The organism is Aggregicoccus sp. 17bor-14 (assembly GCF_009659535.1).
Taxonomy (GTDB): Bacteria; Myxococcota; Myxococcia; order Myxococcales; family Myxococcaceae; genus Aggregicoccus.
Genome location: NZ_VJZZ01000001.1, coordinates 295119 through 319232, shown reverse-complemented (window position 1 = coordinate 319232; position 24114 = coordinate 295119). Strand labels below are relative to the sequence as shown.

Genomic DNA, 24114 nt, shown 5'->3' with positions numbered 1-24114 from the left:
ATGGCTGACGAGAAGACTGAGAAGGCAGCGAAGGCCCCGAAGGAGAAGAAGGGCCGCAAGAAGGAAGAGGCGAAGAAGGTTGGCTTCGCGGCCAACATCGAGGAGGGCCTGAAGGTCGGCCCCGCGCGCCTCAAGCTGCGCTTCCGCAAGGAGGGCGTGCCCGCCCTCATGAAGGAGTTCGGGTTCAAGAACCCGAACCAGGTCCCGCGCCTCGAGAAGATCGTGGTGAACATGGGCCTCGGCGAGGCGCTCGCCAACAACAAGATTCTCGAGTCGGCGGTGGAGCAGCTGGCGGCGATCACCGGTCAGAAGCCGGTCATCACCCGCGCCCGCAAGTCGATCGCGAACTTCAAGCTGCGCCAGGGCCAGGCCATCGGCTGCGCCGTCACGCTGCGCGCCGACCGCATGTACGAGTTCATGGACCGCCTCATCGCCGTCGCGCTGCCGCGCGTGCGCGACTTCAAGGGCGTGTCCCCCAAGGCCTTCGACGGGAACGGTAACTACACGCTCGGCGTGCGCGAGCAGATCATCTTCCCCGAGATCAACTACGACCAGATCGAGAAGGTGAAGGGGCTCAACATCAGCTTCGTCACCACCGCTCAGAACGACGAGCAGGGGCTGGCGCTGATGCGTCACTTCGGCATGCCGTTCCGCACCTAAGCCTTCCCAAGGACACCTCTTCACATGGCCAAGCTCTCCAAGATTGCCCAGGCGAAGCGCAAGCCGAAGTTCTCCGCTCGCGCGTACAACCGCTGCCCGCTCTGCGGTCGCCCCCGCGCCTTCCTGCGCAAGTTCAAGATGTGCCGCATCTGCCTGCGCAAGCGCGCGCTGGCCGGTGAGATCACCGGTCTGACCAAGTCCTCCTGGTAGCCCCAGGCGGCAGGTGGCCGGCTCCAGCAGGGCAGGGGAGCCGGCGCGCAGCAGGCAGCAGCCGTTCCAGGTAGCACCGCAGTTGGACGATCGCAGCGAACCCCCGGGATGGGCCCGGCAGGCGCGGCGGTCACGAGCAGGGCGCGCGCCTCCCCCAGGGGACGCGCCAGCCGCCCCGAGAAGGTAGCCTCACCATGCCGGTCAATGACCCCGTCGGCGACATGCTGACCCGCCTGCGCAACGCTTCCCGCGCGCGGCACGACAAGTGCGTCATCCCTCACAGCAAGCTGAAGGTGGAGATCGCCAAGGCCCTCAAGAGCGAGGGCTTCATCGGCGACTACACCATCCACGAGAAGGCGCCCCAGAGCGAGATCACCGTGCAGCTGAAGTACGGCCCGGACCGCAGCGCGGTCATCGCCGGCATCAAGCGGGTGAGCAAGCCGGGTCTGCGCCGCTACGTGAACGCCCGCGAGATTCCGAGCGTTCTGGGTGGCCTGGGCATCGCGATCCTCTCCACGTCGCGCGGCGTGATGACGGACTCCGAGGCGCGCAAGGCCAATGTCGGTGGCGAGCTGATCTGCACCGTCTACTAGCCAGCAGCCCGGGTGCGAGCGGGGCCGAGAGGCCCTGCGCGCGCTGGGCAGACTGCACGAGGCAACTATGAGTCGGATTGGAAAGTTGGCGATCAAGCTCGGCGACAAGGTGAAGGCGACCGTCGCGGGCCAGAAGGTGAACTTCGACGGCCCCAAGGGCAAGCTGTCGGTGGACGTGCCCGAGCTCATCGCGGTCCAGATCAAGGACGGCGAGATCACGGTCAGCCGCAAGGACGAGTCGCGCCAGGCCAAGAGCCTGCACGGCCTGTCCCGCACCATCCTCGCCAATGCGGCGAAGGGCGTGGGCACCGGCTTCGAGCGCAAGCTCGACATCCGCGGCGTCGGTTTCCGCGCCGAGGTGAAGGGCAAGGCCATTCACTTCGCCCTGGGCTTCAGCCACCCCATCGTGTTCCCGCTCCCCGAGGGCGTCACGGCGGAGATGGACAAGACCAGCCGCACCGAGGACGGCCTGCCCACCCTCGGCCTCACGCTCCGCTGCGCGGACAAGGAGGTCCTCGGGACCACCGCCGTGAAGATCCGCGCGCTGCGCCCGCCCGAGCCGTACAAGGGCAAGGGCGTGAAGTACTCGGACGAGCGCGTGCGCCGCAAGGAAGGCAAGACCGGTACCGCCTAGTCTTTTTGAACTCACAACCCGGCCGGTGCGCCTGTGGCGCTCCGGCCCTCATCCGGCGGTGGAAGGCCCTATCGCCGCCGGACGGAAAAGGAAGCAGCCATGGCCATGGTCGAAGCGCGCATCAAGAGGAAGAACCGCATCCGCCGGAAGCTCTCGGGCACCACCGAGCGTCCGCGGCTCACCGTCTACAAGAGCCTCAAGCACATCTACGCGCAGGTGGTGGACGACTCCACCGGCAAGACGCTCGCCTTCGCCTCCACCCTGTCCAAGGAGCTCAAGGGCCAGGACGAGGGGGACAAGAAGGCCGACGCGAAGCGCGTGGGCGCCCTCATCGCGCAGAAGTGCAAGGCCGCCAACGTGGACGCGGTGGTGTTCGACCGCAACGGCTTCCCCTATCACGGGCGCATCGCCGCCGTGGCTGACGCCGCGCGCGAGGCCGGGCTGAAGTTCTAAAACTTTCGAAAGGCATCCCAAGTGGCAACTCCGATCAATCCGAACGATCTCGACCTCACCGACCGCGTGGTGAACATCAACCGCGTGGCCAAGGTGGTGAAGGGTGGCCGCCGCTTCAGCTTCGCCGCGCTCGTCGTGGTGGGTGATGGCGCCGGGCACGTGGGCGTGGGCCTGGGCAAGGCCAACGAGGTCCCCGAGGCCATCCGCAAGGGCGGCGAGAACGCGAAGAAGAACCTGTTCCGCGTCCCGCTGCAGGGCCACACCATCCCGCACGAGGTGCTCGGGCACTTCGGCGCCGGCTGGGTGCTGCTCAAGCCGGCCGGTGAGGGTACCGGCGTCATCGCGGGCGGCGCCGTGCGCGCGGTCCTCGAGGCCGCGGGCATCCGCAACATCCTGACCAAGAGCCAGGGTTCGCGTAACCCGCACAACGTGCTCAAGGCGACCGTGGCGGGCCTCAAGGGCCTGCGCTCGCCGGAGCTGGTGAGCCGCCTGCGCGGCAAGGACATCGAGCTGGCCAAGGCCGGCGGAGCGAGGGGTTAAGTCATGGCGCTGAAGATCAAGCTCGTGAAGAGCTTCGCCGGCGCGAGCGCGTCGCAGCTCGCCACCATCGAGGGGCTGGGCCTGAAGAAGTTCGGTCAGGAGCGCCTGCTCAAGGACACGCCCGCCAACCGCGGCATGGTGTTCAAGGTGAAGCACCTGGTGACGCAGGAAGTGGTGAGCGAGGAGGCTCCGGCGCCGAAGCGCCGCAAGCCCCGGAAGATCGTTCGCCGTGACCAGGCCCGCGCGAAGGCCGCGCAGTAGGCCCTAACAGTCTGGATGCGGGGCCTCCGGGAGGAGGCCGCCCGCGAGACGAGGATTCACAGATGGCTACTCTCAACAACCTGTCGCGCCCCCGCAACAGCTGGCACAAGAAGAAGCGCGTCGGCCGCGGCCAGGGCTCCGGCCTCGGCAAGACCGCCGGCCGTGGTGGCAAGGGCCAGAAGGCCCGCTCCGGCAACATGCGCTTCGAGGGCTTCGAGGGCGGTCAGAGCCCCCTGCAGCGCCGCATGCCGAAGATCGGCTTCAACTCGCCCAACCGCCTCGAGTACGCGGTGGTGAACCTCGCGGACCTCGAGGGCTTCGACGCGGGCGCCACGGTGGACGAGGCGGCGCTGCGCAGCGCGGGCCTGGTCAAGGGTCGCCCGGACGGCATCAAGGTGCTGGCCCAGGGCACGCTCTCCAAGAAGATCGCGGTCACCGCGCACAAGTTCTCCGCGGCCGCCCGTGAGGCGATCGAGAAGGCGGGCGGCTCGGTGAACGAGCTCCCCCTGATGGCGCACAAGCCCGAGGCTGCCAGCAAGGCGCACTCCGGCAAGGGCGTGAAGGCCCCGCGCAAGGCCCAGGGCTGACATTTGTCGGGCGCGCATCACTTCCAGGTGACGCGCGCCCGGCTGCTTGTGTAGGCTTTCGCGCCCCTCTCCGTTCCGGACAGGGGCGCTGTTGTTCTGGAAGAACCTTCACCAGGGGATGGCTCCCACGTGGCTCTGAACGCCTTCGCCAACGTCTTCCGCATCGCGGAGCTGCGCAACCGGCTCGCGTACACGCTGATGCTGCTCGCGGTGTACCGCATCGGCATCTTCATCAACACGCCGGGCGTTGACCGCGCGGCGATGAACGCCTTCATGGACGCCCAGAAGCAGTCGGGCGGCCTCGTGAGCCTGTTCAACCTCTTCTCGGGCGGCGCGCTCGAGCAGATGTCGATCTTCGGCCTGGGCATCATGCCGTACGTCTCCGCCTCCATCATCATGCAGCTGCTGGCGGTGGTCGTGCCCACCTTCGAGCGCCTCCAGAAGGAGGGCGCGGCGGGGCGGCAGAAGATCAACCAGTACACCCGCTACGGCTCCATCGTGCTCTCCATCGTGCAGGGCATCGGCATCTCGCGCTGGCTCGCGAGCCTCGGCCGCGGTGACGTGGGGCAGACGGGCATCAACCAGGTGGTGGTCCCCAACGACAACCTCTGGTTCACCTTCATGACGGTGATCTCGCTCACCGCCGGCACGGCCTTCATCATGTGGCTGGGCGAGCGCATCACCGAGCGCGGCATCGGCAACGGCATCTCGCTCATCATCTTCGCGGGCATCGTGGCGCGGCTCGTGCCCGGCGCGAAGAACCTCTTCGACCTCACCAGCCAGGACGTGATCAACGCGGGCGCGGTCATCGCGCTGCTCGCCTTCATGGTCCTCGTGGTGGGCGTGGTGGTCTACGTGGAGCGCGGCAACCGCCGCATCCCGGTGCAGTACGCGAAGCGCATGGCGGGCCGGCGCATGTTCGCGGGCCAGGCCACCTACTTCCCGATGAAGGTGAACACCTCGGGCGTGATCCCGCCCATCTTCGCCGGCGCGCTGCTCAGCTTCCCCGCGACCCTGGGCACCTGGTTCCCGTTCCTCCAGAGCTTCGAGCGCGCCATCACCGGCAACCTCTGGATCTACAACGGCATCTTCGTGCTGCTCGTCATCTTCTTCAGCTACTTCTACACGGCGCTCACCTTCAAGCCGGACGACGTGGCGGACAACATCAAGAAGCAGGGCGGCTACATCCCCGGCATCCGCCCGGGCCGCCAGACGGCCGACTACATCGAGCGCGTGCTCAACCGCATCACCTTCGGCGGCGCCATCTACCTCGCGGCCATCTGCGTGATCCCCTCGGTCATCAGCAGCCTGCTCGGGGTGCACTTCACCTTCGGCGGCACCGCGCTGCTCATCGTGGTGGGCGTGGCGCTGGACACCGTGCAGCAGATCGAGGGCCACCTCATCAGCCGCAACTACGAGGGCTTCGCCGGGCCGCGCGGTCCGCGCATCCGCGGCCGCGTGCGCGTGGCGGCGTAGCAGGGCCGCGAGCCGCAAGAGGTCTCCCGGCGCCTCTCCCCGGCCTCCGGGGAGGGGCGCTGTGTCGTTGAGGGTTGGGCGTTTTTGCAGCGGGCGTGTCAACTCGGGCTTGGCCCGAGCCGCCGGGCGTGCATTGGTACTCGGAGGCGAGAGGAGCGTATGAATCTCATCCTGTTGGGCCCGCCGAACGCGGGGAAGGGCACCCAGGCGAAGAAGCTGTACGCGGAGTTCCAGATCCCTCAGATCTCCACGGGTGACATTCTCCGGCAGGCCGTTCGCGAGGGCACCCCGCTGGGCAAGAAGGCGGGGCCTCTCATGGACGCAGGCCACCTGGTGCCCGACGATCTGGTGATCGCGATCGTGCAGGAGCGCCTCAAGGCGCTCGACTGCGCGAACGGCTTCGTGCTGGACGGCTTCCCGCGCACGATTCCGCAGGCGGATGCGCTCGAGCAGGCGCTCGCCCAGCTGGGCCGCAAGATCGACGCGGTGGTCTCGCTCGAGGTGCCGCGCGAGAAGCTCGTGGAGCGCGGCAGTGGGCGGCGCAGCTGCCCGGTGGACGGCTCCGTCTACCACGTCTACCAGAACCCCCCGAAGCGGGCCGGCTTCTGCGACAAGTGCGGCACGGGCCTCATCCAGCGCCCGGACGACGCGCCGGAGAAGATCCTCGAGCGCCTGGACGTGTACGACCGCCAGACCGCGCCCCTGAAGGACTACTACGCGAAGAAGGGGCTGCTCACGGTGGTGGATGGGATCGGGAGCCCCGAGGGCATCTTCGCGGAGATCAAGGCCGCGGCCGGCAAGCGCTGAGGGCGCGCCCGCGGCGGAGACGCCGGGGCCGCTCGCGCATCGAACAACGCATGGGTCAGGTCGAGATCAAGAGCGCGGACGAGATTGCGCGGATGCGCGAGGCCGGCCGCATCGTGTGCGAGATCCTCGACGAACTCGAGCGCGCGGTCGCGCCGGGCGTGAGCACCTGGGACCTGGACGCGCTCGCCGAGAAGCTGATCCGCGCCAAGGGGGCCAAGCCGGCGTTCAAGGGCTACCACGGCTTCCCGAGCTGCCTGTGCGCCTCGGTGAACCACGAGGTGGTGCACGGGATCCCATCGCGCAAGCGCAAGCTCGCGGAGGGCGACCTGATGAAGCTGGACTTCGGGGTCGTCTACCAGGGCTTCTACGGCGACTCGGCGCGCACGGTGCCGGTGGGGAAGGTGAGCGCGCAGGCCCAGGCGCTGGTGGACGCGACCCGCGAGGCGCTGGCGAAGGCGATCGAGGCGATGGTGCCGGGCAACCGGGTGGGGGACATCGGGCACGCGATCCAGAGCTACGTGGAGCCGCGCGGCTTCTCCGTGGTGCGCGACTTCGTGGGCCACGGCATCGGGCGGGCGCTGCACGAGGCCCCCCAGGTCCCCAACTACGGCCAGCCGGGCAGCGGGCTGCGGCTGCGGCCGGGGATGGTGCTGGCGGTGGAGCCGATGATCAATGCCGGCACCCCCCAGGTCGAGGTGCTGGAGGACGACTGGACGGCCGTCACCCGGGACGGAAAGCTGTCAGCTCACTTCGAGCACACCATCCTGGTGACCGAGGCGGGTCCGGAGATCCTGACGCGGCGCGCTTCCTGATGTAGGCAGAGGGGCGAAATAAGCGACCGTCGGGCGGGGTTCGTAGGGATTTGTGGTTCCCATGCGCGAGGAGGCTTGCCTCTAAAGAGGCGAAGTGCTATCCCGCCGCGCTTCCAAGAGCGTTTGCTGTTCGAAGGACGGGTGTTGATTGCCGAAGGATGATTCCATCGAAGTCGAGGGCACCGTGATGGAGCCCCTCCCGAACGCGATGTTCCGCGTGGTGCTCGACAACGGCCACAAGGTGCTCGCGCACATCTCGGGCAAGATGCGCATGCACTTCATCCGCATCCTCCCCGGCGACAAGGTGAAGGTCGAGCTGTCGCCCTACGATTTGAGCCGCGGCCGCATCACCTACCGCGCGAAGTAGCCCAGCCGGGCCTCCCGAGAGGGGAGGCACCCGGCTGCTTGATTTTTCATTACTCGAAGGAGAAGCACCGCCATGAAGGTTCGGGCGTCCGTCAAGAAGATCTGCGACAAGTGCAAGGTTGTCCGCCGCAAGGGCATCGTGCGCGTCATCTGCGCCTCCAACCCTCGGCACAAGCAGCGCCAGGGCTAGCGACTCCGGTCGCCAGCTTCAGACCAACTCCACCCAGAAGGAACGACTCAGATGGCTCGTATCGCAGGCATCGACCTCCCGCCCAACAAGCGCGCCGTGATCTCGCTGCAGTACATCTACGGGATCGGCAGCACCTCCGCGCAGAAGATCATCGAGAAGGCCGGGATCGATCCGACCACGCGCACCAAGGACCTCACCGACGATCAGGCGCGCAAGCTCCGCGAGATCATCGAGGCCGACTACAAGGTCGAGGGTGACCTGCGTCGCGAGGTGACCATGAACATCAAGCGCCTCATGGACCTCGGCTGCTACCGTGGCCTGCGTCACCGCAAGGGCCTGCCCGTGCGCGGCCAGCGCACCCACACCAACGCCCGCACCCGCAAGGGGCCCAAGCGCGGCATCGTGCGCGCCAAGGCCACTGCGCCGGCCGGCCGCTAGTTTCCCACCCCTGCGCGGGGAGGCCGCTTAGACGGCGCCCCGCGTCGATCATCTACTTTCAGGAGCTCCGACTCACATGGCTGAAGAGGCGAACACCAGCGCTGCAGCGCCCGCCGCCCCGGAGGGCGCCGAGGCCCCCAAGAAGGTCAAGGCCCGCAAGGGGAAGAAGAACATCCTCAACGGCGTGGTCCACATCCAGTCCACGTTCAACAACACCATCATCACGATCACGGACGTGTCCGGGAACGTGATCTCCTGGTCTTCCGCTGGCGCCCGTGGCTTCAAGGGCAGCCGCAAGAGCACCCCGTTCGCCGCGCAGGTTGCCGCGGGCGACGCCGCCGCCAAGGCGATGGAGCACGGTCTGAAGAACGTGACGGTGCTGGTGAAGGGTCCGGGCTCGGGCCGCGAGTCGGCGCTGCGCGCGCTGGCCGCCGCGGGCCTGAAGATCTCGCTCATCCGCGACGTGACCCCCATCCCGCACAACGGCTGCCGTCAGGCCAAGCGCCGTCGCGTCTAATTCCCTCTTCGTGGAGCCGGAGAGCCCCCGCGGGGGCGCCGGCTCCTAGACCACCTCAAGGAAAAAGCCATGGCCCGTTATACCGCCAGCGCCTGCCGCATCTGCCGGCGCGAGAACCTGAAGATGTACCTCAAGGGTGACCGCTGCTACACCGACAAGTGTGCGATCGAGCGGCGTCCCTATCCCCCCGGTCAGCATGGCCAGGGCCGGGTGAAGTTCTCCGGCTACGGCGTGCAGCTGCGCGAGAAGCAGAAGGTCAAGCGCATGTACGGCCTGCTCGAGAGCCAGTTCCGCGGCTACTACCACCGCGCGTCCGCGGCCAAGGGCAAGACGGGTGAGAACCTGCTGCAGCAGCTCGAGCTGCGCCTGGACAACGTGGTGTTCCGCATGGGCTTCGCGGACACCCGCGCCGAGAGCCGCCAGCTGGTGCGCCACGGCCACTTCACGGTGAACGGCAAGCGGGTCAACATCCCGTCCTTCGCCGTGCGCCCGGGCTCGACCATCGAGGTCGCCGAGAAGAGCCGCAAGATGCTGCGCATCGCGGAGGCGCTCGAGACCGTGGACCGCCGCGGCGTGCCGCAGTGGATCGACCTGGACAAGAAGAACTTCAAGGCCACCGTGCGGACCGCGCCGAACCGCGAGGACCTCACGATGCCGATCCAGGAGCAGCTGATCGTGGAGCTCTACTCCAAGTAGTCGCACCGCGCTCCCTGGAGCTCTCCCAGAGCTCCCAATGGAGCGTCTTGCGCGCCCCGGCCTCATCCGCCGGGGCGTGCGTGCTTTTGCGGTACCCCGCTCGGGCGGTTAGAAGAGCGGTTCATCCCGTGCCCATCCTCCCGCCATTGCGGCGGGTACGTCGGTGGTGGCGCACGCACGAGGAGCAGCACACATGGCAGATACGTACGTGGCGAAGAACTGGCGCGACCTCATCAAGCCGCGCCGCATGGACGTCGACCAGGACTCCCTCAGCCAGACCTACGGCAAGTTCGTGGCGGAGCCGCTCGAGCGCGGCTTCGGGACCACGCTCGGCAACTCGCTGCGCCGCGTGCTGCTCAGCAGCCTGCAGGGCGCCGCCATCACCTCCGTGAAGATCGAGGGCGTGGACCACGAGTTCACCACGATCCCCGAGGTGGCCGAGGACGTGACGGACATCGTGCTCAACCTGAAGGAGGTCCTCCTTCGGATGCACACCAACGAGACCAAGACGCTGCGCATCGAGGTGGAGGGTCCCAAGGAGGTGAAGGCCGGGGACATCATCACCGACGACCAGGTCGAGGTGCTCAACCCTGGTCACCACATCTGCACGGTGTCCGAGGGTGGCAAGCTGCGCGTGGAGCTCACCTGCCGCCGCGGCCGTGGCTACGTGCCGGCCAACTCCAACAAGGTCGCCGGCAGCCCCATCGGCACCATCCCCATCGACTCGCTGTTCAGCCCGGTGCGCAAGGTGAACTACCAGGTCACCAACGCCCGCGTCGGTCAGGTCACCGACTACGACAAGCTGAGCCTCGAGGTGTGGACGGACGGCTCCGTCACCCCGCAGGACGCGGTGGCGTACGCGGCGAAGATCATCAAGGAGCAGCTCACGGTCTTCGTGAACTTCGACGAGACCGAGGAGCCGGTGGTCGCCGAGGCCCCGAAGGAGGAGGCGAAGCTCAACGAGAACCTCTTCCGCTCGGTGGACGAGCTGGAGCTCTCGGTGCGCTCGGCCAACTGCCTGCAGCAGGCGAACATCAAGAGCATCGGTGACCTCGTGCAGCGCAGCGAGGCCGAGATGCTCAAGACGAAGAACTTCGGCCGCAAGTCGCTCAAGGAGATCAAGGAGATCCTCGCGGAGATGGGCCTGTCGCTCGGCATGAAGCTCGAGAACTGGCCTCCGAAGGCTCCGGCCGCGGCCCCTGCCGCTCCGGCCGCCGCGAAGGTCTAGCGTTCCCGCAGGACCCTTCCCGGTGCGCGCGACACGCCCTCAAGCAGGGGCGCGGGCCGGGGAGGGGGTGGCGCCCGTACGCGGCCACCGAACCCACGCAGTGGTGCCCTCCGGTGTCGGGGCGCCCTTCCCACCCGGTACCTGATACGGCCGGAGTGGTGGAGCCGAGAGGCTCCGGAGTGCAACGCCCATGCGTCACAAGGTTGGACAGAGGAAGCTGCACCGCACCACGAGCCACCGTCTCGCGATGCTCAACAACATGGTGACCTCGCTGCTCGAGCACCAGGCGATCAAGACCACGCTTCCCAAGGCCAAGGAGGCCCGGAAGATGGCCGAGCGGATCATCACGCTCGGCAAGCGCGGCGGGCTGTCGAACGTGCGCCTCGCGGCCAAGATCGTGAAGGACAAAGACGTGCTGCAGAAGGTCTTCAGCGAGTACAAGGACCGCTATGCGACCCGTCCCGGCGGCTACACCCGCATCGTGAAGCTCGGCTTCCGTCGCGGCGATGCGGCCGAGATGGCGCTGCTCGAGCTGGTGGACCGCCCGGCGAAGCCTGCCAAGGGCACCGAGGCCTCCGAGGCCGAGAGCACCGAGGAGACGGCCAAGGCGGAGTAGTTCCCGCTTCCGGCTGCTTCCAGCGACGCCCTCTTCGCCCTCCCGGCGGAGAGGGCGTTCGTGTTTCCAGCGCCCGCGGGCGCTGCCGTGCGCTCAGCGCAGCTCGCCCTCGCGCATCAGGGTGGCGCGCCCCTCGGAGGTGCGCAGCTCCACGTCCGTGACGTGCAGCCCCAGCGGCGCGAGCACGTTGCCCGGGCCCAGCAGCAGCTTGGGCGTGAGCGTGAGGTTGCCGCCCGCGGCCACACTGCCCGACGAGGCGCGGTACTGGCGGTTCACCACCACCGTGACGTCCTGCCAGGGCTCCTTGCTCTCGTTGTAGATGAGGATGATCGGGGGCACCCGCTCCGCGTTCACCACCAGGCGCGCGCCCATCTCGCCCGCGCTGAGGGCCCCGCTGGGGCACGCCACCACCACGCCCGACACCGAGAGCAGCACCCACGCGGCCACCACCATCGCCTTGAACTTGAAGAAGCGGTCGCGGCGGCGGAAGTCCTCCACGGCCTCCCGCGCGTAGGCGAGCGCGTTGAGGCCCGCGTTGGTGAGCGCCGCGCTCACGCGCTTGCCCAGGGGGGGCGGAGGGCCGGCGGGGGCCAGGGGGGTGGCGCGCGCGGCGCTCACCGCCCGCATCGCGGGGCGGCTGGTCCCTGCCGAGGGCGGCGGCGGCGCTTTGCGGTCTGGCGGCTGGCGGGCGTCGCTCATGGGGTCTCCCGGGGCCGGCAAGTCTAGGAGCCGGCGCGCGTGCTGGCTACTGCGCTCGTCACTGCCCTCGCAAGGAGGCGAGGGCGCGCGAGGCGACGGCGTTCTCCGGCTGGGCCTCGAGCACCTGGCGCAGCCACTTCTCGGCCTCCGCCTGGGCCGCGCGCCGCGCCGCGGGCTCCGGGGTCTTGCCTGCGCGCTCGGCGTGCAGGAGGCCCAGGCGCAGGGCGAACTCCACGTTCTCCGGGTCCCCGTCCAGCACGGCGTGCAGCTCGCGGTCCGCGCCCTTCCAGTCGCCCTCCAGCTGCAGCACCAGCGCGAGCTTGCCGTGCGGGGCGGGCGAGTCCGGCTGCAGGGCGCTCAGCACCTGGAAGCAGCGGCGGGCCGCACCGAGGTCGTGGCGCTGCAGCTCGAGGTCTCCCAGCTGGTACCAGGCCACATCCAGCAGGGGGTGCAGCGCCACGGCCTGCTGGAACTCGGGGCGCGCGGACTCGGGGCGCTGGCGGGCGAGGTACAGCTCGCCGAGGTACTGGTGCGTCTTGCCGTCCGAAGGGGCGAGTTCGAGCGCGCGCCGGTACTCCTCCACCGCGCGGCCCGCGTCGTCCAGGCGCTGGTAGGCGAGGCCCAGCAGCGCGTGCACCACGGCCAGGTCCGGGAAGTCGTGCAGCACCTCCTCGAACGCGAGGATGGCCTGCTGGGGCACGTCCTGCTCGTGCAGCGCCCGGAGGCCCTCCTCGAAGCGGGGCCCGGCGCCCTTGGGCAGGCGCGCGAAGGGGTCCGAGATCTGCTCCATCAGGGCCCGCGCCGTCGCGACCTCGGCGCGCGAGGGGGACTGCTGCACCAGCGCCGAGAGCGCCGCGACGGCGCCCTGCGTGTCCCCCGTGCGGTGCAGCGCCTTTGCGAGCGGCAGCTGCAGGCCCGCGCGCCCGGGTGCCAGCTCCACCGCGCGCCGCAGCGGGCCCACGGCCTGGGCGTACTGCTCGGATTCGAGCAGGGCGATGCCCAGGCGGTGGTGCAGCTCGGCCTCCCCGGGCGCGAGCGCGATGGCCCGCTCGAAGGCGCGGATGGCCGGCTCCCCGGCGCCGGCGGAGCGCGAGAAGTGGGCGAGGCCCAGCATGTAGTGCTGCGAGGCGCGCTCGTGGGCGCGGTTGCGGCGCTCGAGCTCGGCGATCCACGCGTCCGTGCGGCCCGCCTTCACCTGTGCCTCGGTGAGCGCGCGCGCGAGCTCCAGGTCGTCCGGCGCGGCGGCGTGCAGGCCCTCCAGCAGCGCGATGGCCTCGGCGGGCTTTCCGGCCTCCACCAGGGCCCGCGCCCGCTCGCGCGGAGCGGTGGGAGCGGCGGTGCGGTGCGCGCTGCAGCCCGAGGCCGCGAGGCCGAGGCAGAGCAGGGCGCAGAGGAGCCGGCGCGAGGAGGCAGGCGCCATGATCAGGCCTCCGCGGGGGCGCGCGCAGCGCCCTCCTGACCCGCGCCGGCGACCGCTGCGTCCCGGTCTCCGCCCGCGCCGCCCAGCTCGAGGCTCTGGTCGATGATGATGTTGCGCACGTAGCGCGCGAGCCCCTCGCGATCCTCGGCGGCGAAGCGCGTGGTGTCGATGGGGGCGCCGATCTTCACGTGGATGGTGCCCGGGGTGATGTTCCAGCTGTTCTTGGGCATGACCTTCCCGCTGCCCTCGATGGTGACGGGGCAGATGGGCACGCGTGCCTTGAGGGCGAGCGCGAAGGGGCCCTTCTTGAAGGGCAGCACGCGCCCGTCGTCCCCGCGGGTCCCCTCCGGGTAGAGGAAGATGCTGACGCCGCCGCGGATGCGCTCGGCGGCCGCGTCCAGCGAGGCGATGGCGGAGCGGCGGTTGGAGCGGTCGATGAGGACGTGCCCCGCGAGCCAGAGGTACCAGCCGATGAAGGGCACCCAGCGCAGCTGGCTCTTGGCCACGTAGCGGAAGTTCACCGGCACCGAGACGAAGTGCGCCGGGATGTCGATGGTGGACTGGTGGTTGGCCACGTAGATGGTGGGCCGCTTCGGATCCACGTTCTCCGCGCCATGCACCACGAGCTTCGCGCCGCCGGCCCACAGGAGAATGGGGCCCCAGAGATGGCGCGCCACCCACACCGAGTTGCTCGGGTTCAACGTCACGACCATCGCGAGGATCGCGAGCACGAAGCAGACCGCGGAGGCCACGACCGCGACGAAGACACAGAAGAGTTTACGCAGCACGCGCTGGGGTCCTCGGGGCTGGGCCCCCGGCGGGACCCGCCGGCGCGCACCGGCCGGGAGCTCCGGACGGGGGGCAGCGGGGCAGGGCTCGCGGGGGCAGGGACGGCGCGGTTCTAGCACGGTCCCCTTGGGTCTGGCGCGCCTGCTCGGCCGGGGTTACAAGCCGCACCCTCGTGGCCCGCAAAAAGTTCATCGCGATCGCTGGCAACATCGGCGCGGGGAAGACGGAGCTCACCTCCTTCCTCTGCCGCAAGTACGGCCTCACGCCCTTCTTCGAGCCGAACGAGCAGAACCCGTACCTCGAGGACTTCTACAAGGACATGAAGACCTGGGCCTTCCGCTCCCAGCTCTTCTTCCTCACGCACAAGTTCAAGCTCCAGCAGGAGCTCGAGCGCACGCCTGGCACCGCGCTGCAGGACCGGACGCTCTACGAGGACGCGGAGATCTTCGCGCGCAACCTGCACCGCCAGCGCCTCATCGACGCGCGCGACTGGCGCACCTACCGCGAGCTGTACGAGACCATCGCGCGCAGCCTCGCGCCGCCGGACCTGATGATCTACCTGCGCTGCCCCGTGCCCACGCTGCAGGCGCGCATCAAGACGCGCGGGCGCGAGATGGAGCAGGCCATCCCGAGCAGCTACCTGCGGCGGCTCAATGCCCTGTACGAGGAGTGGTTTAAGGGCTACACCCTGTCGCCCGTGCTCGTCTTGCCGACGGACAAGCTCGACTACCTGACCGACCTCGTGGATCGCGTGGACCTCTTCCGCCAGATCGAGAAGCACCTGTGAAGGAGGTCTACCTCGTCGCCACCGAGGCCGCGCAGCCCCTCTCGCTCGAGCAGCTGCGCGCCGAGTTCGAGTCGGACGAGGTGCGCTTCCTCCCCTCGGAGGACGGCCGCTCCTTCCTGCTGCAGGCGGACGGGACCGAGGTGGACGTGCGCTTCGACTCGCGCGAGGCGCCCATGTCCTGGACCCCGGAGCTGCTCACCGGCAGCGACGAGGCGCACGCGCAGCTGCGGCGCGCCCACGGCTTCTACCGCATCGCCTTCGAGCCCGGGCAGCCCCAGGCCACCACCGCCGTGTTCGAGGCGCTGTGGTGCGCGCGCGCGCTGATCGAGAAGGTGGGCGGCGTGCTGGTGGACGTCACCGCCTACAAGCTGCACGAGGCGGCGGACGTGGAGGAGATCACGGAGCTGGAGTTCGACATCCGCGACCACCTCAACCTGCACGCCGTGGAGGCCACCGAGGGGGACACGCCCCTGTGGGTGCACACCCACGGGATGGAGAAGTTCGGCGTGCGCGACCTCGAGATCTTCCACCTCGCCGAGGAGGACCTCCTGCCGGCCGAGAGCTTCCTGCACGAGCTGTGTGCGGACCTCGCCTTCGGCCAGGGGCCGGCGCTGCGCACCCAGGTGGAGACGAGCGAGGGGCAGAGCTTCATGCTGGTGCCCTCGGAGGAGGCGCGCGCGAACCTGCTCGGCGTGCCGCTGGACGCCTTCGAGGGGCACGAGGGGCTCTTCCTCACGGCCGTGTCGCCGCTGGGGCGGCACAACACCGGCGAGCTGCTGCGCCCCTTCCGCGAGCGCTTCGAGAAGGAGCCGGAGGAGCGCACCCGGGCGCTGCGCGAGAGCGCCCAGGCGCTGCTGCCCGCCTTCGTGGCGCGCTTCCACCGCCGCGGCCTGATGGAGCCGCTCAACTTCGTGGCCCGCGCCCCCTTCGAGACGCACCCCGAGGGCGAGCCGGTGACGGAGAACCTCTGGCTCGAGGTGCAGAGCCTCGAGGAGGACAAGGTGCTGGGCCGCCTGCTGGACGGCGCTGCTTACACCACCGAGTGGCGCAAGGGCGCGCAGGTGGCGGTGCCCTACGAGCAGATCAACGCGCTCTCGCTCAGCCGCGAGGGCCGGCAGCTGGACGACGACGAGGTGCGCGCGCTGCTCGGCAGCGAACGCCCCGCCTAGCCCCGCGGGTGGGGTGGGGATGACCCGCAAGGGCGAGGAGCGCTAGGCTCGCCCGTCCGAATGCCTTCCCTCCTGCTCCTCACCGGTCCCTCTGCCGGCCTGCGCATCGAGCTCACCGAGCAGCTGACGCTGGGGCGCAGCCCCTCCTGCGAGGTGTCGCTGGAGGACGACAAGGTGTCGCGCCGGCACGCGCGCATCTTCCGGCTGGAGGGCCAGACGCGCATCTGCGACCTCGGCTCGCGCAACGGCACCGCGGTGAACGGCGAGCGCATCGAGGGAGAGGCGGTGCTGCTGCCCGGGGACCGGGTGCAGGTGGGCGCCACCACCGCGCTCTACGAGCCGCCGGCTCCCGCGGCGCTCGGCGACCACGTGCCGGATGGCGTGCAGCACCTGCCGCTCGCCGAGGTGCTGCCGCACGTGGGGCCGGAGGCCGCGCTCTGGGCCGTGGGCGTGGCGCTGCTCTCGGCGACGAGCGAGGCGATGGTGCTGCGCAGGGCGGCCGAGGAGGTGACGCGCGCGCTGCAGGCCGACCGCACCGCGGCGCTGCTGGGCGGCACGGAGGGGCTGCTCACGGCGGCCGTGGTGGGCGCCGACGCGATGAGCGTGCCGCGCTCCATGGCCGAGGCGGCGCTCGCGAAGCGCGAGGTGGTGCAGAGCGCGGCGCGGCTGTGCGCGCCGCTGGTGGCCTCGGGAGGCGCCCCCTTCGGGGTGCTCTACACCGAGCGCGACGAGCGCCCCTTCGAGGCGGCGGACCTCCGGGTGCTCTCGGCGCTGGGGCGGCTGGTGGGCGAGGCGTGCGCGGCGGCGCGCGCGCGCGCGGAGACGGAGCAGCCGGCGGTGGTGCTCGCCGGGAGCACGCGGCCGCTGCGCAAGGCGGTGGAGCAGGCGCGGCGCCTCGCCGCGGGCGCAGAGCCCGCGGTCATCCTCGGCCCGGGCGGCAGCGGCAAGCGGCTCTTCGCCCGCTACATCCACAGCCGCTCGGCGCGCGCGCTGGGCCCGCTGGTGACGGTGGACTGCCGCCAGAGCGCGGCCCTGGTGGAGGAGGCGCTGCTGGGCCGGGCTTCTGCGCCGGGCCAGCCGCCTGCGGCCTCCGCGCTGCTGCGCGCAGACGGTGGCACGCTGCTGCTGCTGCACGTCGAGGCGCTCCCGCGGGCACTGGCCGAGCGGGTGGGCCGGCTGCTCGAGCGCCGCAGCGCGCCTGCGCCCCAGGGCGGCGAGGAGCCGGTGGACCTGCGCCTCGTCGCGACGGCCCCGCGCTCGCCCCAGCTGCTCGCGGCGCGCGGTGAGCTGGACGGCACGCTCGCGCGGGCGCTGGGCACCCAGGAGCTGGAGGTGCCGCCGCTGGCCGAGCGGCGCGCGGACGTGGTGCCGCTCTTCGAGCTCTTCGCGCAGCGCGCCGCCCAGCGCGCGCGTGGCGCCCCGCCCGTGCTCACCCCCGAGGCGCGGCGGCTGCTCTCCGAGTACGCCTGGCCGGGCAACGTGCGCGAGCTGGAGCTGACGGCGGAGCGGCTCGCGCTGGTGCACCCGGGGGGACGCGTCACCGCGCTGCACCTGCCCCCGGACGTGAAGGAGGTGGGAGCGGCGAGCCTCGGCCCGCTGCACAACCGCATCGCCCAGCTCGAGCGCGACGCCATCGCAGAAGCGCTCCACGCCTCGGGCGGGCGCAAGACGCGCGCGGCCGAGGAGCTGGGCATCAGCCGGCCCACCCTGGACAAGAAGATCTCGGACTACGCGCTCAACGTCGAGCGGGTGCGCCGCGGCCCGGGCGGCTTCAACGTCGGCGGCTGAGCGCCACGCCCGCGAGGATGAGCAGCGCCCCCACTCCCTGCACCGCCGTGGGGCGCTCGCCGCGCGCGAGCCACGCGGTGAGGCTCGCCGCGATGGGGATGCCCGCGTTGTAGAGGCCGGTGCGGCTGCTGCCCACCGCGTGCACGCTGCGGTTCCACACCACGTAGCCGAGCACCAGCGGGACGAGCGCGGAGTAGACGACGCCCGTCCACGCGAGCGCGCTGACGTCGGTGAGGTGCATGGCGGCGACCGCCGGTGCGCCCACCACGGCCAGCGCCGGAGCGCCGGTGAGCATGGTGAGGGCGGTGACCGCGAGCGGCGAGAGCCCCTGGCCCAGCGCGCGCACCCCCACGGTGTACAGCGCCCAGCACACGCAGCCGCCCACGATGAGCAGGTCTCCGCTGCGCGTCTCGGCGCTGAGGGAGGGGCCGCGGGCCGAGACCACCAGCAGCACCCCGGACACCGCGAGCAAGAGCCCGAAGACCAGCGGCCGCGTGAAGCGCTCCAGCCCGAGCACGCCGCCGAGCACCATCACCAGCACCGGCGTGAGCGCCGAGAGCATGCCGCTGTTGGCCGCGGTGGTGCGCGAGAGGCCGAGGATGAAGCACAGCTGGTACAGCGTGTTGCCCACGAGGCCCAGCAGCAGGAGCCGGCCCCACAGCGCGGCGCTCAGGCGCGGCCAGCCCTCGCGCCACAGCAGGAGCGCGAGCATCGCGAACGCGGCGAGGCTGAAGCGCAGCGCCATGAAGGCCAGGGGCGCGAAGGCATCGAGCGACGCCTTCACGATCACGTAGTTGGACCCCCAGACGAGGACGACCCCGAGCATGGCGAGGTCGGAGGCGGTGAACGCACGCGGCGGGGCGGAGGAGGTCACGGCCCCGAGCGTTTAGGGCGGTTGCACCCGCGCGTGCAACCGGCGTGACGCCGCGCTTGTGGGGCCGCGGCGGGCGTGGCGTAAATGTGCCCATGAACTTCCGGTACTCGGACGAGGTGCGGCGCGCGCGGGAGGCCTCCGCACCGCTGGTGGCGCTGGAGACCAGCGTGGTGGCGCAGGGGCTGCCCTACCCGGAGAACCTCGCGGCGGCGCGCGCCTGCGAGGAGGCGGTGCGGCGCGCGGGCGCGGTGCCCGCGGCGATCGCCGTGGTGGACGGCGAGGTGTGCATCGGGCTGGAGGAGGCGCAGATGCGCCGGCTCGCCGAGGGGCGCGAGCGGCTCCTGAAGCTGGGCTCGCGAGACCTCGCCGTGGCGATGGGGACGCGCGCGACGGGCGGCACCACCGTGAGCGCCACCTGCGAGCTCGCGGCGGCCGCGGGCATCCGCGTCTTCTCCACGGGCGGCATCGGCGGGGTGCACCGCGGGGTGGCCGAGCACCTGGACGTCTCGCAGGACCTGTGGGCGCTCGCGCGCTTCCCCGTGGCGGTGGTGTGCGCGGGGGCGAAGTCGGTGCTGGACCTGCCCCAGACGCTGGAGGCGCTGGAGACGGTGGGCGTGCCCGTGGTGGGCGTGGGCACCTCGGAGCTGCCGTCCTTCTACAGCCGCTCCTCGGGCCTCGCGCTCGAGCACCGGGTGGAGGACGCGGCGACGGCGGCGCGCATCGCCCGCGCGCGCTTCGAGGCGCTGGGGCAGGGCGGCCTGCTCTTCACCGTGCCGCCACCGGAGGCCGCGGCGCTGCCGCGCGCCGAGGTGGAGCTGCACATCGCCCACGCGCTGGCGGAGGCGGAGCGGCAGGGCGTGCGCGGCAAGGCGGTGACGCCCTTCCTGCTCGGCGAGCTCGCACGCCGCACCGCAGGCAAGAGCCTGCAGGCGAACCTCGCGCTGCTCGCGAACAACGCGCGCTTCGCGGGGGCGCTCGCCGCCGCGTACGCGCGCGGCTAGGCGCTAGAAGTTCACGCCCTCGGCGAGCGGCTGGGGCAGGGTGAGCCCGAGGTGCGGCGAGCGCTTCGGGTCTCCGTAGAGCGAGTGGTAGAGGTAGAGGTCGCCCACCACCTGCTTCACGTAGCCGCGCGTCTCGCGGTACGGGATGGCCTCGACGAAGAGATCGATGGGCAGCGCGCCGCGCTCGCGCGTCCAGCGCAGCGTCGCGCTGGGCCCGGCGTTGTACGCGGCCGCGGCGAGCGCCGGGTGGCCGAAGCGCTTCATCAGCGCCCCCAGGTACCAGGCGCCGTAGCGGATGTTGCGCTCCGGGCTGAAGAGCTCGTCCGGGGCGCTGAAGCCCTCCTTGAGCTGCTCGGCGATGGCGGCGCCCGTGCGCGGGATGACCTGCATCAGGCCGCGTGCATCCGCTGCGCTCGCCGCCTCGGGGCGGAAGGCGCTCTCGCGGCGCATGATGGCCCAGACGAGGTAGGGGTCCACCTTCGCGTGCTCGGCCTCCTGCTCCACGGCGCCGGCGAAGGCGCGCGGATAGAAGGCCGCGAGCGCCTCGGGCGCGCGCGCGGTGTAGGCCTGGCCCCACAGAAGGCGCGCCGCGATGGCATGCGCCTGCCCGTACTCGCCCAACTGCAGCAGCGCGTGCACGAAGGGCAGGGCCTCCTCACCGGAGCGCAGGCGCGCCGCCTGGGCGCGCACCTCGTCCGCCGCGTCCCGGTAGAGGCCCGCCTCGCTGAGGGCCACCGCGAGCGCGAGCTGGGCGGGACGCTGACCTGCGAGCACGCGCGGGCGCTCGGGGAAGGCGGGCGGCGGCTGGCGGCTCTGCTCGCGCAGCCGCTCGGCGGCGAGCAGCGCGTAGTACGAGCCGGGGGCCGCGCGGATGAGGGCCTCGTAGGCCGGGGCCACGGCCTCCGTGGGGGCGCCGCCCAGCGCGTCCGCGCGCGCAATCCAGTACTGCGCCTGCGGCACGAGGCTGCTGCGCGGCATCAGCGCCACGAGGCGGGAGAGCGCTCCGCGCGCCTCGGCGTACTGCTCGAGCTGCAGGTGGGCGAGGGCGCGGAACCACAGCCCCTCGTCGCGCCGCCGCGAGCGGGGAAAGCGCTGCTCGAAGGTGGCGAAGGCGGCGACCGCCTCGGTGAGGTGGCCGGCCTGCAGCTCCAGCCAGCCCACGAAGAACGAGGCCTCGTCGGCCGCGGCCTCGTGCGGATAGCTGCGGGCCACGGCGGCCATCAGCGTGCGCGGAACGCTGTTGTCGGGATTCTTCAGCGCGCGGCGCGCCTGGACGAGCGCCGCCTCGGCGGCGAACTCGCGGGGGCCCTTGCGCGCCTGGGCAAGCGCGGCCTCCGCCTGGGGCTCCTGCCCCAGCGCGTAGTGGGCGAGCGCGCGGGTGAGCGAGGCCTGCGCGAGCAGGGCGGGCTTGCGGCCATCGCGCGCGCGCTCCATCAGGGTGAGCTCGTCCAGGGCGCGCGCAGGGGCGCCCGCGTCCAGCAGGCCGCGCGCGCGCCGCAGGCGCTCGTCCGGAGTGAGCACCACCGGAGGCGTGAGCGCCGCGAGCTGCGTGAGCGCAGCGTCCGCATACGGATGCGCGGGGCTCTCCACCGCGACGCGGCGCAGGTCGTCCTGGGCGCCCTTGATGTCGCCCACGGCCTGGCGCGCGGCAGCGCGCTGGAAGAGCAGCTCGGGGCTGGGCTGGGCGCGCGCGGCCTCCTCGAGCACCGGGGCCGCCGCAGCGGGCTGCCCCGCAGCGAGCAGGGCCTCGCCCCAGCGGGCGCGGGCGCGCGGCAGCAGCGCGGGGGAGGCCCCCTGCACGGCGCGCGCGAAGGCGTCCGCGGCCTGCGCAGGGTTGCCGGCGTAGAAGGCCGCCTGGCCGAGGTAGAAGGCATGTACGGGGGCGAGCGGCGCCGGGGGCGGCGTCGAGCGCAGGAGCGCGAGCGCGTCCGCGGCCTGGCCGTCCGAGAGGGTGAGGGTGCCTGCGAGCAGCGCGAGCCGGCCCTGCTCGGCGCACTTCTTCACCCGGCAGGCCTCGAGCTCCGCGCGCGCCTGGGCGGCGGCGCCCGGGCGGTGCAGGCGCACCGACTCGAGCAGCCCGGCGGACTGTGCGTGCGCACCCGACCCCAGCAGCGCTGCCGCGAGCGCCACACCCACTCCCACCTGTCGGACCTGCGCTCTCACCTGCGTCGCTCCTCTCAGCACGGCAACGGCAACGGTAATCCGGCGAAGGACATTCCGGCGGCTGCTCGGCCGCCCCCCGGTTTGACAGCGGGCCGGGCAACGCCTAGATCCCCGCGCGGCCGGTGACCCTGGGGGCAACCGCGGGGTCGTCGCATTCGTCTACACCGTCCAAGGAATAAGTGGCGCTTGCACCGGCCACCGGTCGGCTCGTTGTGTCACGGAGGGACCGCAGCCTAGGTTCCGCCGCCACTTCGTGCCCTGTCTTTCCGCCGCAGCTCGGGCGGCGAAGTCCGCGACAACACGATCGTGCATCTGCGCTCGGGGGGGAGAAAACACTCTTGAGGAGGGCTCAGCACCATGAAGCCATGTCCTACCGATTTGCCTCAGACCATCAACCCTGAGGCTGGCCCCAAGCGCGCCGGGGTCGAGACTCACCGCAACCTGAACTGCAACCACTACGACAACTGCCTCGACGAGGCGGTGAAGCGTGGGTGGCAGTCCTTCACCTGCGCGAAGTGCCCGCTGTACGCGAGCGCCGCGCCGCCGCAGATGGGCATCGAGGCGTACGCCACGCAGCGCCGCGCCATCTGAGGCCGTACGCCCGTCGGGGCGAGGCGGCGCGCCTCGCCCCCGGGCTGGACCCTGCTCCTACTTCGCCAGGGTCAGCACGCCGCGCCGCACGAGGTCGCGGACGATCTCCTCGATCTCGAGCGGCGACGTGTCCACCCTCGCCAGCACCTCGCGAGGGGTGAGCCGCTCGGCGCACAGCAGGCGCGCGGTCTCCAGCCACGGCTGCGGGCCCACCTGCGTGTAGAGGGCGTAGAGCTCCGAGTTCACCTCCACGCGGCTCGCTCCCGTCATCAGCTCCTCGCGCACCCGGCGGTCGCGCTCGTTGAGCCCGGCCTGGGCGCGCGCGAGCAGCGCCGCGAGCGGCTGTGAGAGGTTGCGCGGGCCGTCGCCGGCGCGCTCCCCGGGCTGCCACAGCGCTCCGCGCGGCCGGGAGGCGAGGAAGGCGACGAAGGCGCGCTCTCCGTCCGCACGGTGCGGCCCGGCGACGGCGGTGGCTGCGACGGGCTCGCCCTCCTCGAGGCGCAGCTCGTAGCGGGCCCAGCCGTCCTCGGACTGCAGCCGTCCGCTCGCGAGGCGCGCCTGCAGCTGCAGCAGCAGCCACTGGGTGCCCACCGCGCCCAGCGGCAGGCGCACCGCGCTGCGGGCCTGCAGCGCGTCGCGCGTGGCCTGCTGGGGGCCGAGCAGCGCGCGCAGCTGGTCCGCGAGCGCATCCAGCTTCACCGTCTTGGAGAAGTAGGCCTGCGCGCCCGCCTGCAGGGCCCGGAGCGTCTCGCGGTAGTCGTCGTGGCAGGAGAGGAAGGCCACCGGCAGCTCGCGCGTGCGCGCGTCCTCGCGCAGCAGGCGCAGGAGGCCCCAGCCGTCGAGGCGGGGCATGTTGAGGTCCGCCACCACCGCGTCGAGCCCTCCCTCCAGCGCGCGCTTGAAGCCCTCCACTCCGTCGCGCGCGAGCGTCACCGCGAAGCCGTGGCGCCGCAACAGCGAGGAGAAGAGGCGGCACAGCTCGGCGTCGTCGTCCACGAAGAGCAGGCGCAGCGGGTTCTCCGGAGCGCGGTCGGCGGCATCCGGCGAGGAGACGAGCGCGTCGAGGCTCGAGCGGGGCGGCAGCTCCAGCACCACGCCTGCGCCCTCGCCCGCGCCGCCCGCGAGCTCGCGAAAGCCGAGGCCTCCGGCCGCGCCCGCCACCAGTGCCGCCAGCGCGGCCTCTCCCTGGAGGGCACTGCCGCTCACCTGCTTCAGCTCGCCGTGGGCGAAGAGGGCCTGGGGCGCTCCGGGCGCCGCTCCCACGGGCGCGAGCACGCCGGTGCGCGCGAAGGTGCGCACGTGCGCGAGCAGCGCGCTGCGCTCCTCCACGGCCATGCCGGAGCTCAGCTGCCCGCTGCGCGAGGGCAGCTCTCCCAGGAGGAAGCGCAGGGCGAGCGCCTGCGGCACGGAGAAGGGCGGCGCGACGAGGCCCACCACCCCCGTGCGCAGGTGCGTGGCGAAGCGCTCGGAGGCGGTGTCCTGGCACAGGAGCACCACGGGCGTGGCGCTGAGGGCGACGTCCTGCGCGAGCGTGCGCAGGAGCCGCTGCAGGCCTGCGGCCGAGGGCTGTGCGTGCACGAGCACGAGCGCTGCCCGGGTGGCGTGCAGCTGCGCGGGCAGGTCCTCGAGCGAGGTGACGGGGCTGGCCTGCAGGCCGGCGGCGCCCAGGGCCGCGGCGAGCGCGCGCGCCCGCGCGGGGTCGGGGTCCACGGCGAGGGCGCGCAGGTTGGCTTCCATGGGGCCCCTCGC

At 71.5% G+C, this 24114-nt stretch carries 29 protein-coding genes; 23 read left to right on the top strand and 6 right to left on the bottom strand.

The window, feature by feature from the left end; genetic code table 11:
• The 18 genes from rplE (at window position 1) to rplQ (ending at window position 11084) form a co-directional block, all read left to right on the top strand.
• A complete protein-coding gene (gene rplE / locus FGE12_RS01415; RefSeq protein ID WP_153864393.1) occupies window positions 1-660 on the top strand; it encodes a 50S ribosomal protein L5 in 660 nt (219 codons plus the stop codon).
• A 24-nt stretch (window positions 661-684) separates the two neighbouring features.
• Entirely contained in the window at window positions 685-870 is a 186-nt protein-coding gene (locus FGE12_RS01410) for a type Z 30S ribosomal protein S14 (RefSeq protein WP_153864392.1), read from the top strand.
• Window positions 871-1064: 194 nt separating this feature from the next.
• A complete protein-coding gene (gene rpsH / locus FGE12_RS01405; RefSeq protein WP_153864391.1) occupies window positions 1065-1463 on the top strand; it encodes a 30S ribosomal protein S8 in 399 nt (132 codons plus the stop codon).
• A gap of 67 nt (window positions 1464-1530) precedes the next feature.
• On the top strand, window positions 1531-2097 hold the full coding sequence (rplF, locus tag FGE12_RS01400; protein WP_153864390.1) for a 50S ribosomal protein L6: 567 nt from the start codon (window positions 1531-1533) through the stop codon (window positions 2095-2097).
• A 99-nt stretch (window positions 2098-2196) separates the two neighbouring features.
• Window positions 2197-2550, top strand: a complete 354-nt coding sequence (gene rplR, locus FGE12_RS01395; RefSeq protein WP_153864389.1) for a 50S ribosomal protein L18 — start codon at window positions 2197-2199, stop codon at window positions 2548-2550.
• Window positions 2551-2571: 21 nt separating this feature from the next.
• The gene (gene rpsE, locus FGE12_RS01390) at window positions 2572-3090 is read left to right on the top strand and encodes a 30S ribosomal protein S5 (RefSeq protein ID WP_194797454.1); all 519 of its coding nucleotides are present in this window, start codon (window positions 2572-2574) and stop codon (window positions 3088-3090) included.
• Window positions 3091-3093: 3 nt separating this feature from the next.
• Window positions 3094-3351, top strand: coding sequence for a 50S ribosomal protein L30 (gene rpmD / locus FGE12_RS01385; protein WP_153864388.1), 258 nt, complete (start codon window positions 3094-3096; stop codon window positions 3349-3351).
• Between the two features lie 62 nt (window positions 3352-3413).
• A complete protein-coding gene (gene rplO, locus FGE12_RS01380) occupies window positions 3414-3938 on the top strand; it encodes a 50S ribosomal protein L15 (RefSeq protein WP_153864387.1) in 525 nt (174 codons plus the stop codon).
• Between the two features lie 129 nt (window positions 3939-4067).
• Window positions 4068-5414, top strand: coding sequence for a preprotein translocase subunit SecY (secY, locus tag FGE12_RS01375; RefSeq protein WP_194797453.1), 1347 nt, complete (start codon window positions 4068-4070; stop codon window positions 5412-5414).
• 159 nt (window positions 5415-5573) lie between these two features.
• Window positions 5574-6221: an adenylate kinase gene (locus tag FGE12_RS01370; RefSeq protein WP_153864385.1), complete on the top strand. Its 648-nt coding sequence runs from the start codon at window positions 5574-5576 to the stop codon at window positions 6219-6221.
• Between the two features lie 50 nt (window positions 6222-6271).
• The gene (map, locus tag FGE12_RS01365) at window positions 6272-7033 is read left to right on the top strand and encodes a type I methionyl aminopeptidase (protein WP_153864384.1); all 762 of its coding nucleotides are present in this window, start codon (window positions 6272-6274) and stop codon (window positions 7031-7033) included.
• Window positions 7034-7181: 148 nt separating this feature from the next.
• Window positions 7182-7400 carry a translation initiation factor IF-1 gene (infA, locus tag FGE12_RS01360; protein ID WP_043409051.1) on the top strand — a complete coding sequence of 73 codons (219 nt, stop codon included), beginning with the start codon at window positions 7182-7184 and terminating at the stop codon, window positions 7398-7400.
• 72 nt (window positions 7401-7472) lie between these two features.
• Window positions 7473-7589, top strand: coding sequence for a 50S ribosomal protein L36 (gene rpmJ / locus FGE12_RS01355; RefSeq protein WP_002633586.1), 117 nt, complete (start codon window positions 7473-7475; stop codon window positions 7587-7589).
• 51 nt (window positions 7590-7640) lie between these two features.
• Entirely contained in the window at window positions 7641-8027 is a 387-nt protein-coding gene (gene rpsM / locus FGE12_RS01350) for a 30S ribosomal protein S13 (protein WP_153864383.1), read from the top strand.
• Between the two features lie 76 nt (window positions 8028-8103).
• On the top strand, window positions 8104-8544 hold the full coding sequence (rpsK, locus tag FGE12_RS01345; RefSeq protein WP_153864382.1) for a 30S ribosomal protein S11: 441 nt from the start codon (window positions 8104-8106) through the stop codon (window positions 8542-8544).
• 69 nt (window positions 8545-8613) lie between these two features.
• Window positions 8614-9240: a 30S ribosomal protein S4 gene (rpsD, locus tag FGE12_RS01340; RefSeq protein ID WP_153864381.1), complete on the top strand. Its 627-nt coding sequence runs from the start codon at window positions 8614-8616 to the stop codon at window positions 9238-9240.
• 193 nt (window positions 9241-9433) lie between these two features.
• Complete coding sequence (locus FGE12_RS01335) at window positions 9434-10468, top strand: DNA-directed RNA polymerase subunit alpha (RefSeq protein ID WP_153864380.1); 1035 nt, start codon at window positions 9434-9436, stop codon at window positions 10466-10468.
• 190 nt (window positions 10469-10658) lie between these two features.
• Window positions 10659-11084, top strand: coding sequence for a 50S ribosomal protein L17 (rplQ, locus tag FGE12_RS01330; protein WP_153864379.1), 426 nt, complete (start codon window positions 10659-10661; stop codon window positions 11082-11084).
• Window positions 11085-11177: 93 nt separating this feature from the next.
• Here rplQ and FGE12_RS01325 read toward each other — a convergent pair whose 3' ends face one another.
• Genes FGE12_RS01325 through FGE12_RS01315 form a run of 3 tightly spaced genes read right to left on the bottom strand, consistent with a single transcriptional unit; the run spans window position 11178 to window position 13988 of the window.
• Window positions 11178-11783, bottom strand: a complete 606-nt coding sequence (locus FGE12_RS01325) for a hypothetical protein (RefSeq protein ID WP_153864378.1) — start codon at window positions 11781-11783, stop codon at window positions 11178-11180.
• 58 nt (window positions 11784-11841) lie between these two features.
• The gene (locus FGE12_RS01320; protein WP_153864377.1) at window positions 11842-13203 is read right to left on the bottom strand and encodes a lipopolysaccharide assembly protein LapB; all 1362 of its coding nucleotides are present in this window, start codon (window positions 13201-13203) and stop codon (window positions 11842-11844) included.
• Window positions 13204-13205: 2 nt separating this feature from the next.
• Window positions 13206-13988: a 1-acyl-sn-glycerol-3-phosphate acyltransferase gene (locus tag FGE12_RS01315; RefSeq protein WP_153864814.1), complete on the bottom strand. Its 783-nt coding sequence runs from the start codon at window positions 13986-13988 to the stop codon at window positions 13206-13208.
• 176 nt (window positions 13989-14164) lie between these two features.
• On the opposite strand from FGE12_RS01315, the gene FGE12_RS01310 reads away from it, so the two are divergent.
• Genes FGE12_RS01310 through FGE12_RS01300 form a run of 3 tightly spaced genes read left to right on the top strand, consistent with a single transcriptional unit; the run spans window position 14165 to window position 17736 of the window.
• Complete coding sequence (locus FGE12_RS01310; protein ID WP_194797452.1) at window positions 14165-14779, top strand: deoxynucleoside kinase; 615 nt, start codon at window positions 14165-14167, stop codon at window positions 14777-14779.
• Complete coding sequence (locus tag FGE12_RS01305) at window positions 14776-15948, top strand: DUF2314 domain-containing protein (RefSeq protein ID WP_194797451.1); 1173 nt, start codon at window positions 14776-14778, stop codon at window positions 15946-15948. The genes FGE12_RS01310 and FGE12_RS01305 overlap by 4 nt, the downstream gene beginning before the upstream one ends.
• A gap of 60 nt (window positions 15949-16008) precedes the next feature.
• Window positions 16009-17736, top strand: a complete 1728-nt coding sequence (locus FGE12_RS01300; RefSeq protein ID WP_153864376.1) for an FHA domain-containing protein — start codon at window positions 16009-16011, stop codon at window positions 17734-17736.
• On the opposite strand, the gene FGE12_RS01295 is transcribed toward FGE12_RS01300, so the two are convergent.
• Entirely contained in the window at window positions 17720-18610 is an 891-nt protein-coding gene (locus FGE12_RS01295) for a DMT family transporter (RefSeq protein WP_370458846.1), read from the bottom strand. The genes FGE12_RS01300 and FGE12_RS01295 overlap by 17 nt on opposite strands.
• A 92-nt stretch (window positions 18611-18702) precedes the next feature.
• Here FGE12_RS01295 and FGE12_RS01290 point away from each other — a divergent pair, with 92 nt between their 5' ends.
• Entirely contained in the window at window positions 18703-19611 is a 909-nt protein-coding gene (locus FGE12_RS01290) for a pseudouridine-5'-phosphate glycosidase (RefSeq protein WP_153864375.1), read from the top strand.
• 3 nt (window positions 19612-19614) lie between these two features.
• Here FGE12_RS01290 and FGE12_RS01285 read toward each other — a convergent pair whose 3' ends face one another.
• The gene (locus FGE12_RS01285) at window positions 19615-21741 is read right to left on the bottom strand and encodes a transglycosylase SLT domain-containing protein (protein WP_370458845.1); all 2127 of its coding nucleotides are present in this window, start codon (window positions 21739-21741) and stop codon (window positions 19615-19617) included.
• Window positions 21742-22131: 390 nt separating this feature from the next.
• On the opposite strand from FGE12_RS01285, the gene FGE12_RS01280 reads away from it, so the two are divergent.
• On the top strand, window positions 22132-22365 hold the full coding sequence (locus FGE12_RS01280) for a hypothetical protein (protein WP_153864374.1): 234 nt from the start codon (window positions 22132-22134) through the stop codon (window positions 22363-22365).
• A 57-nt stretch (window positions 22366-22422) separates the two neighbouring features.
• On the opposite strand, the gene FGE12_RS01275 is transcribed toward FGE12_RS01280, so the two are convergent.
• Entirely contained in the window at window positions 22423-24102 is a 1680-nt protein-coding gene (locus FGE12_RS01275) for a response regulator (RefSeq protein WP_153864373.1), read from the bottom strand.
• Window positions 24103-24114: the final 12 nt, after the last annotated feature.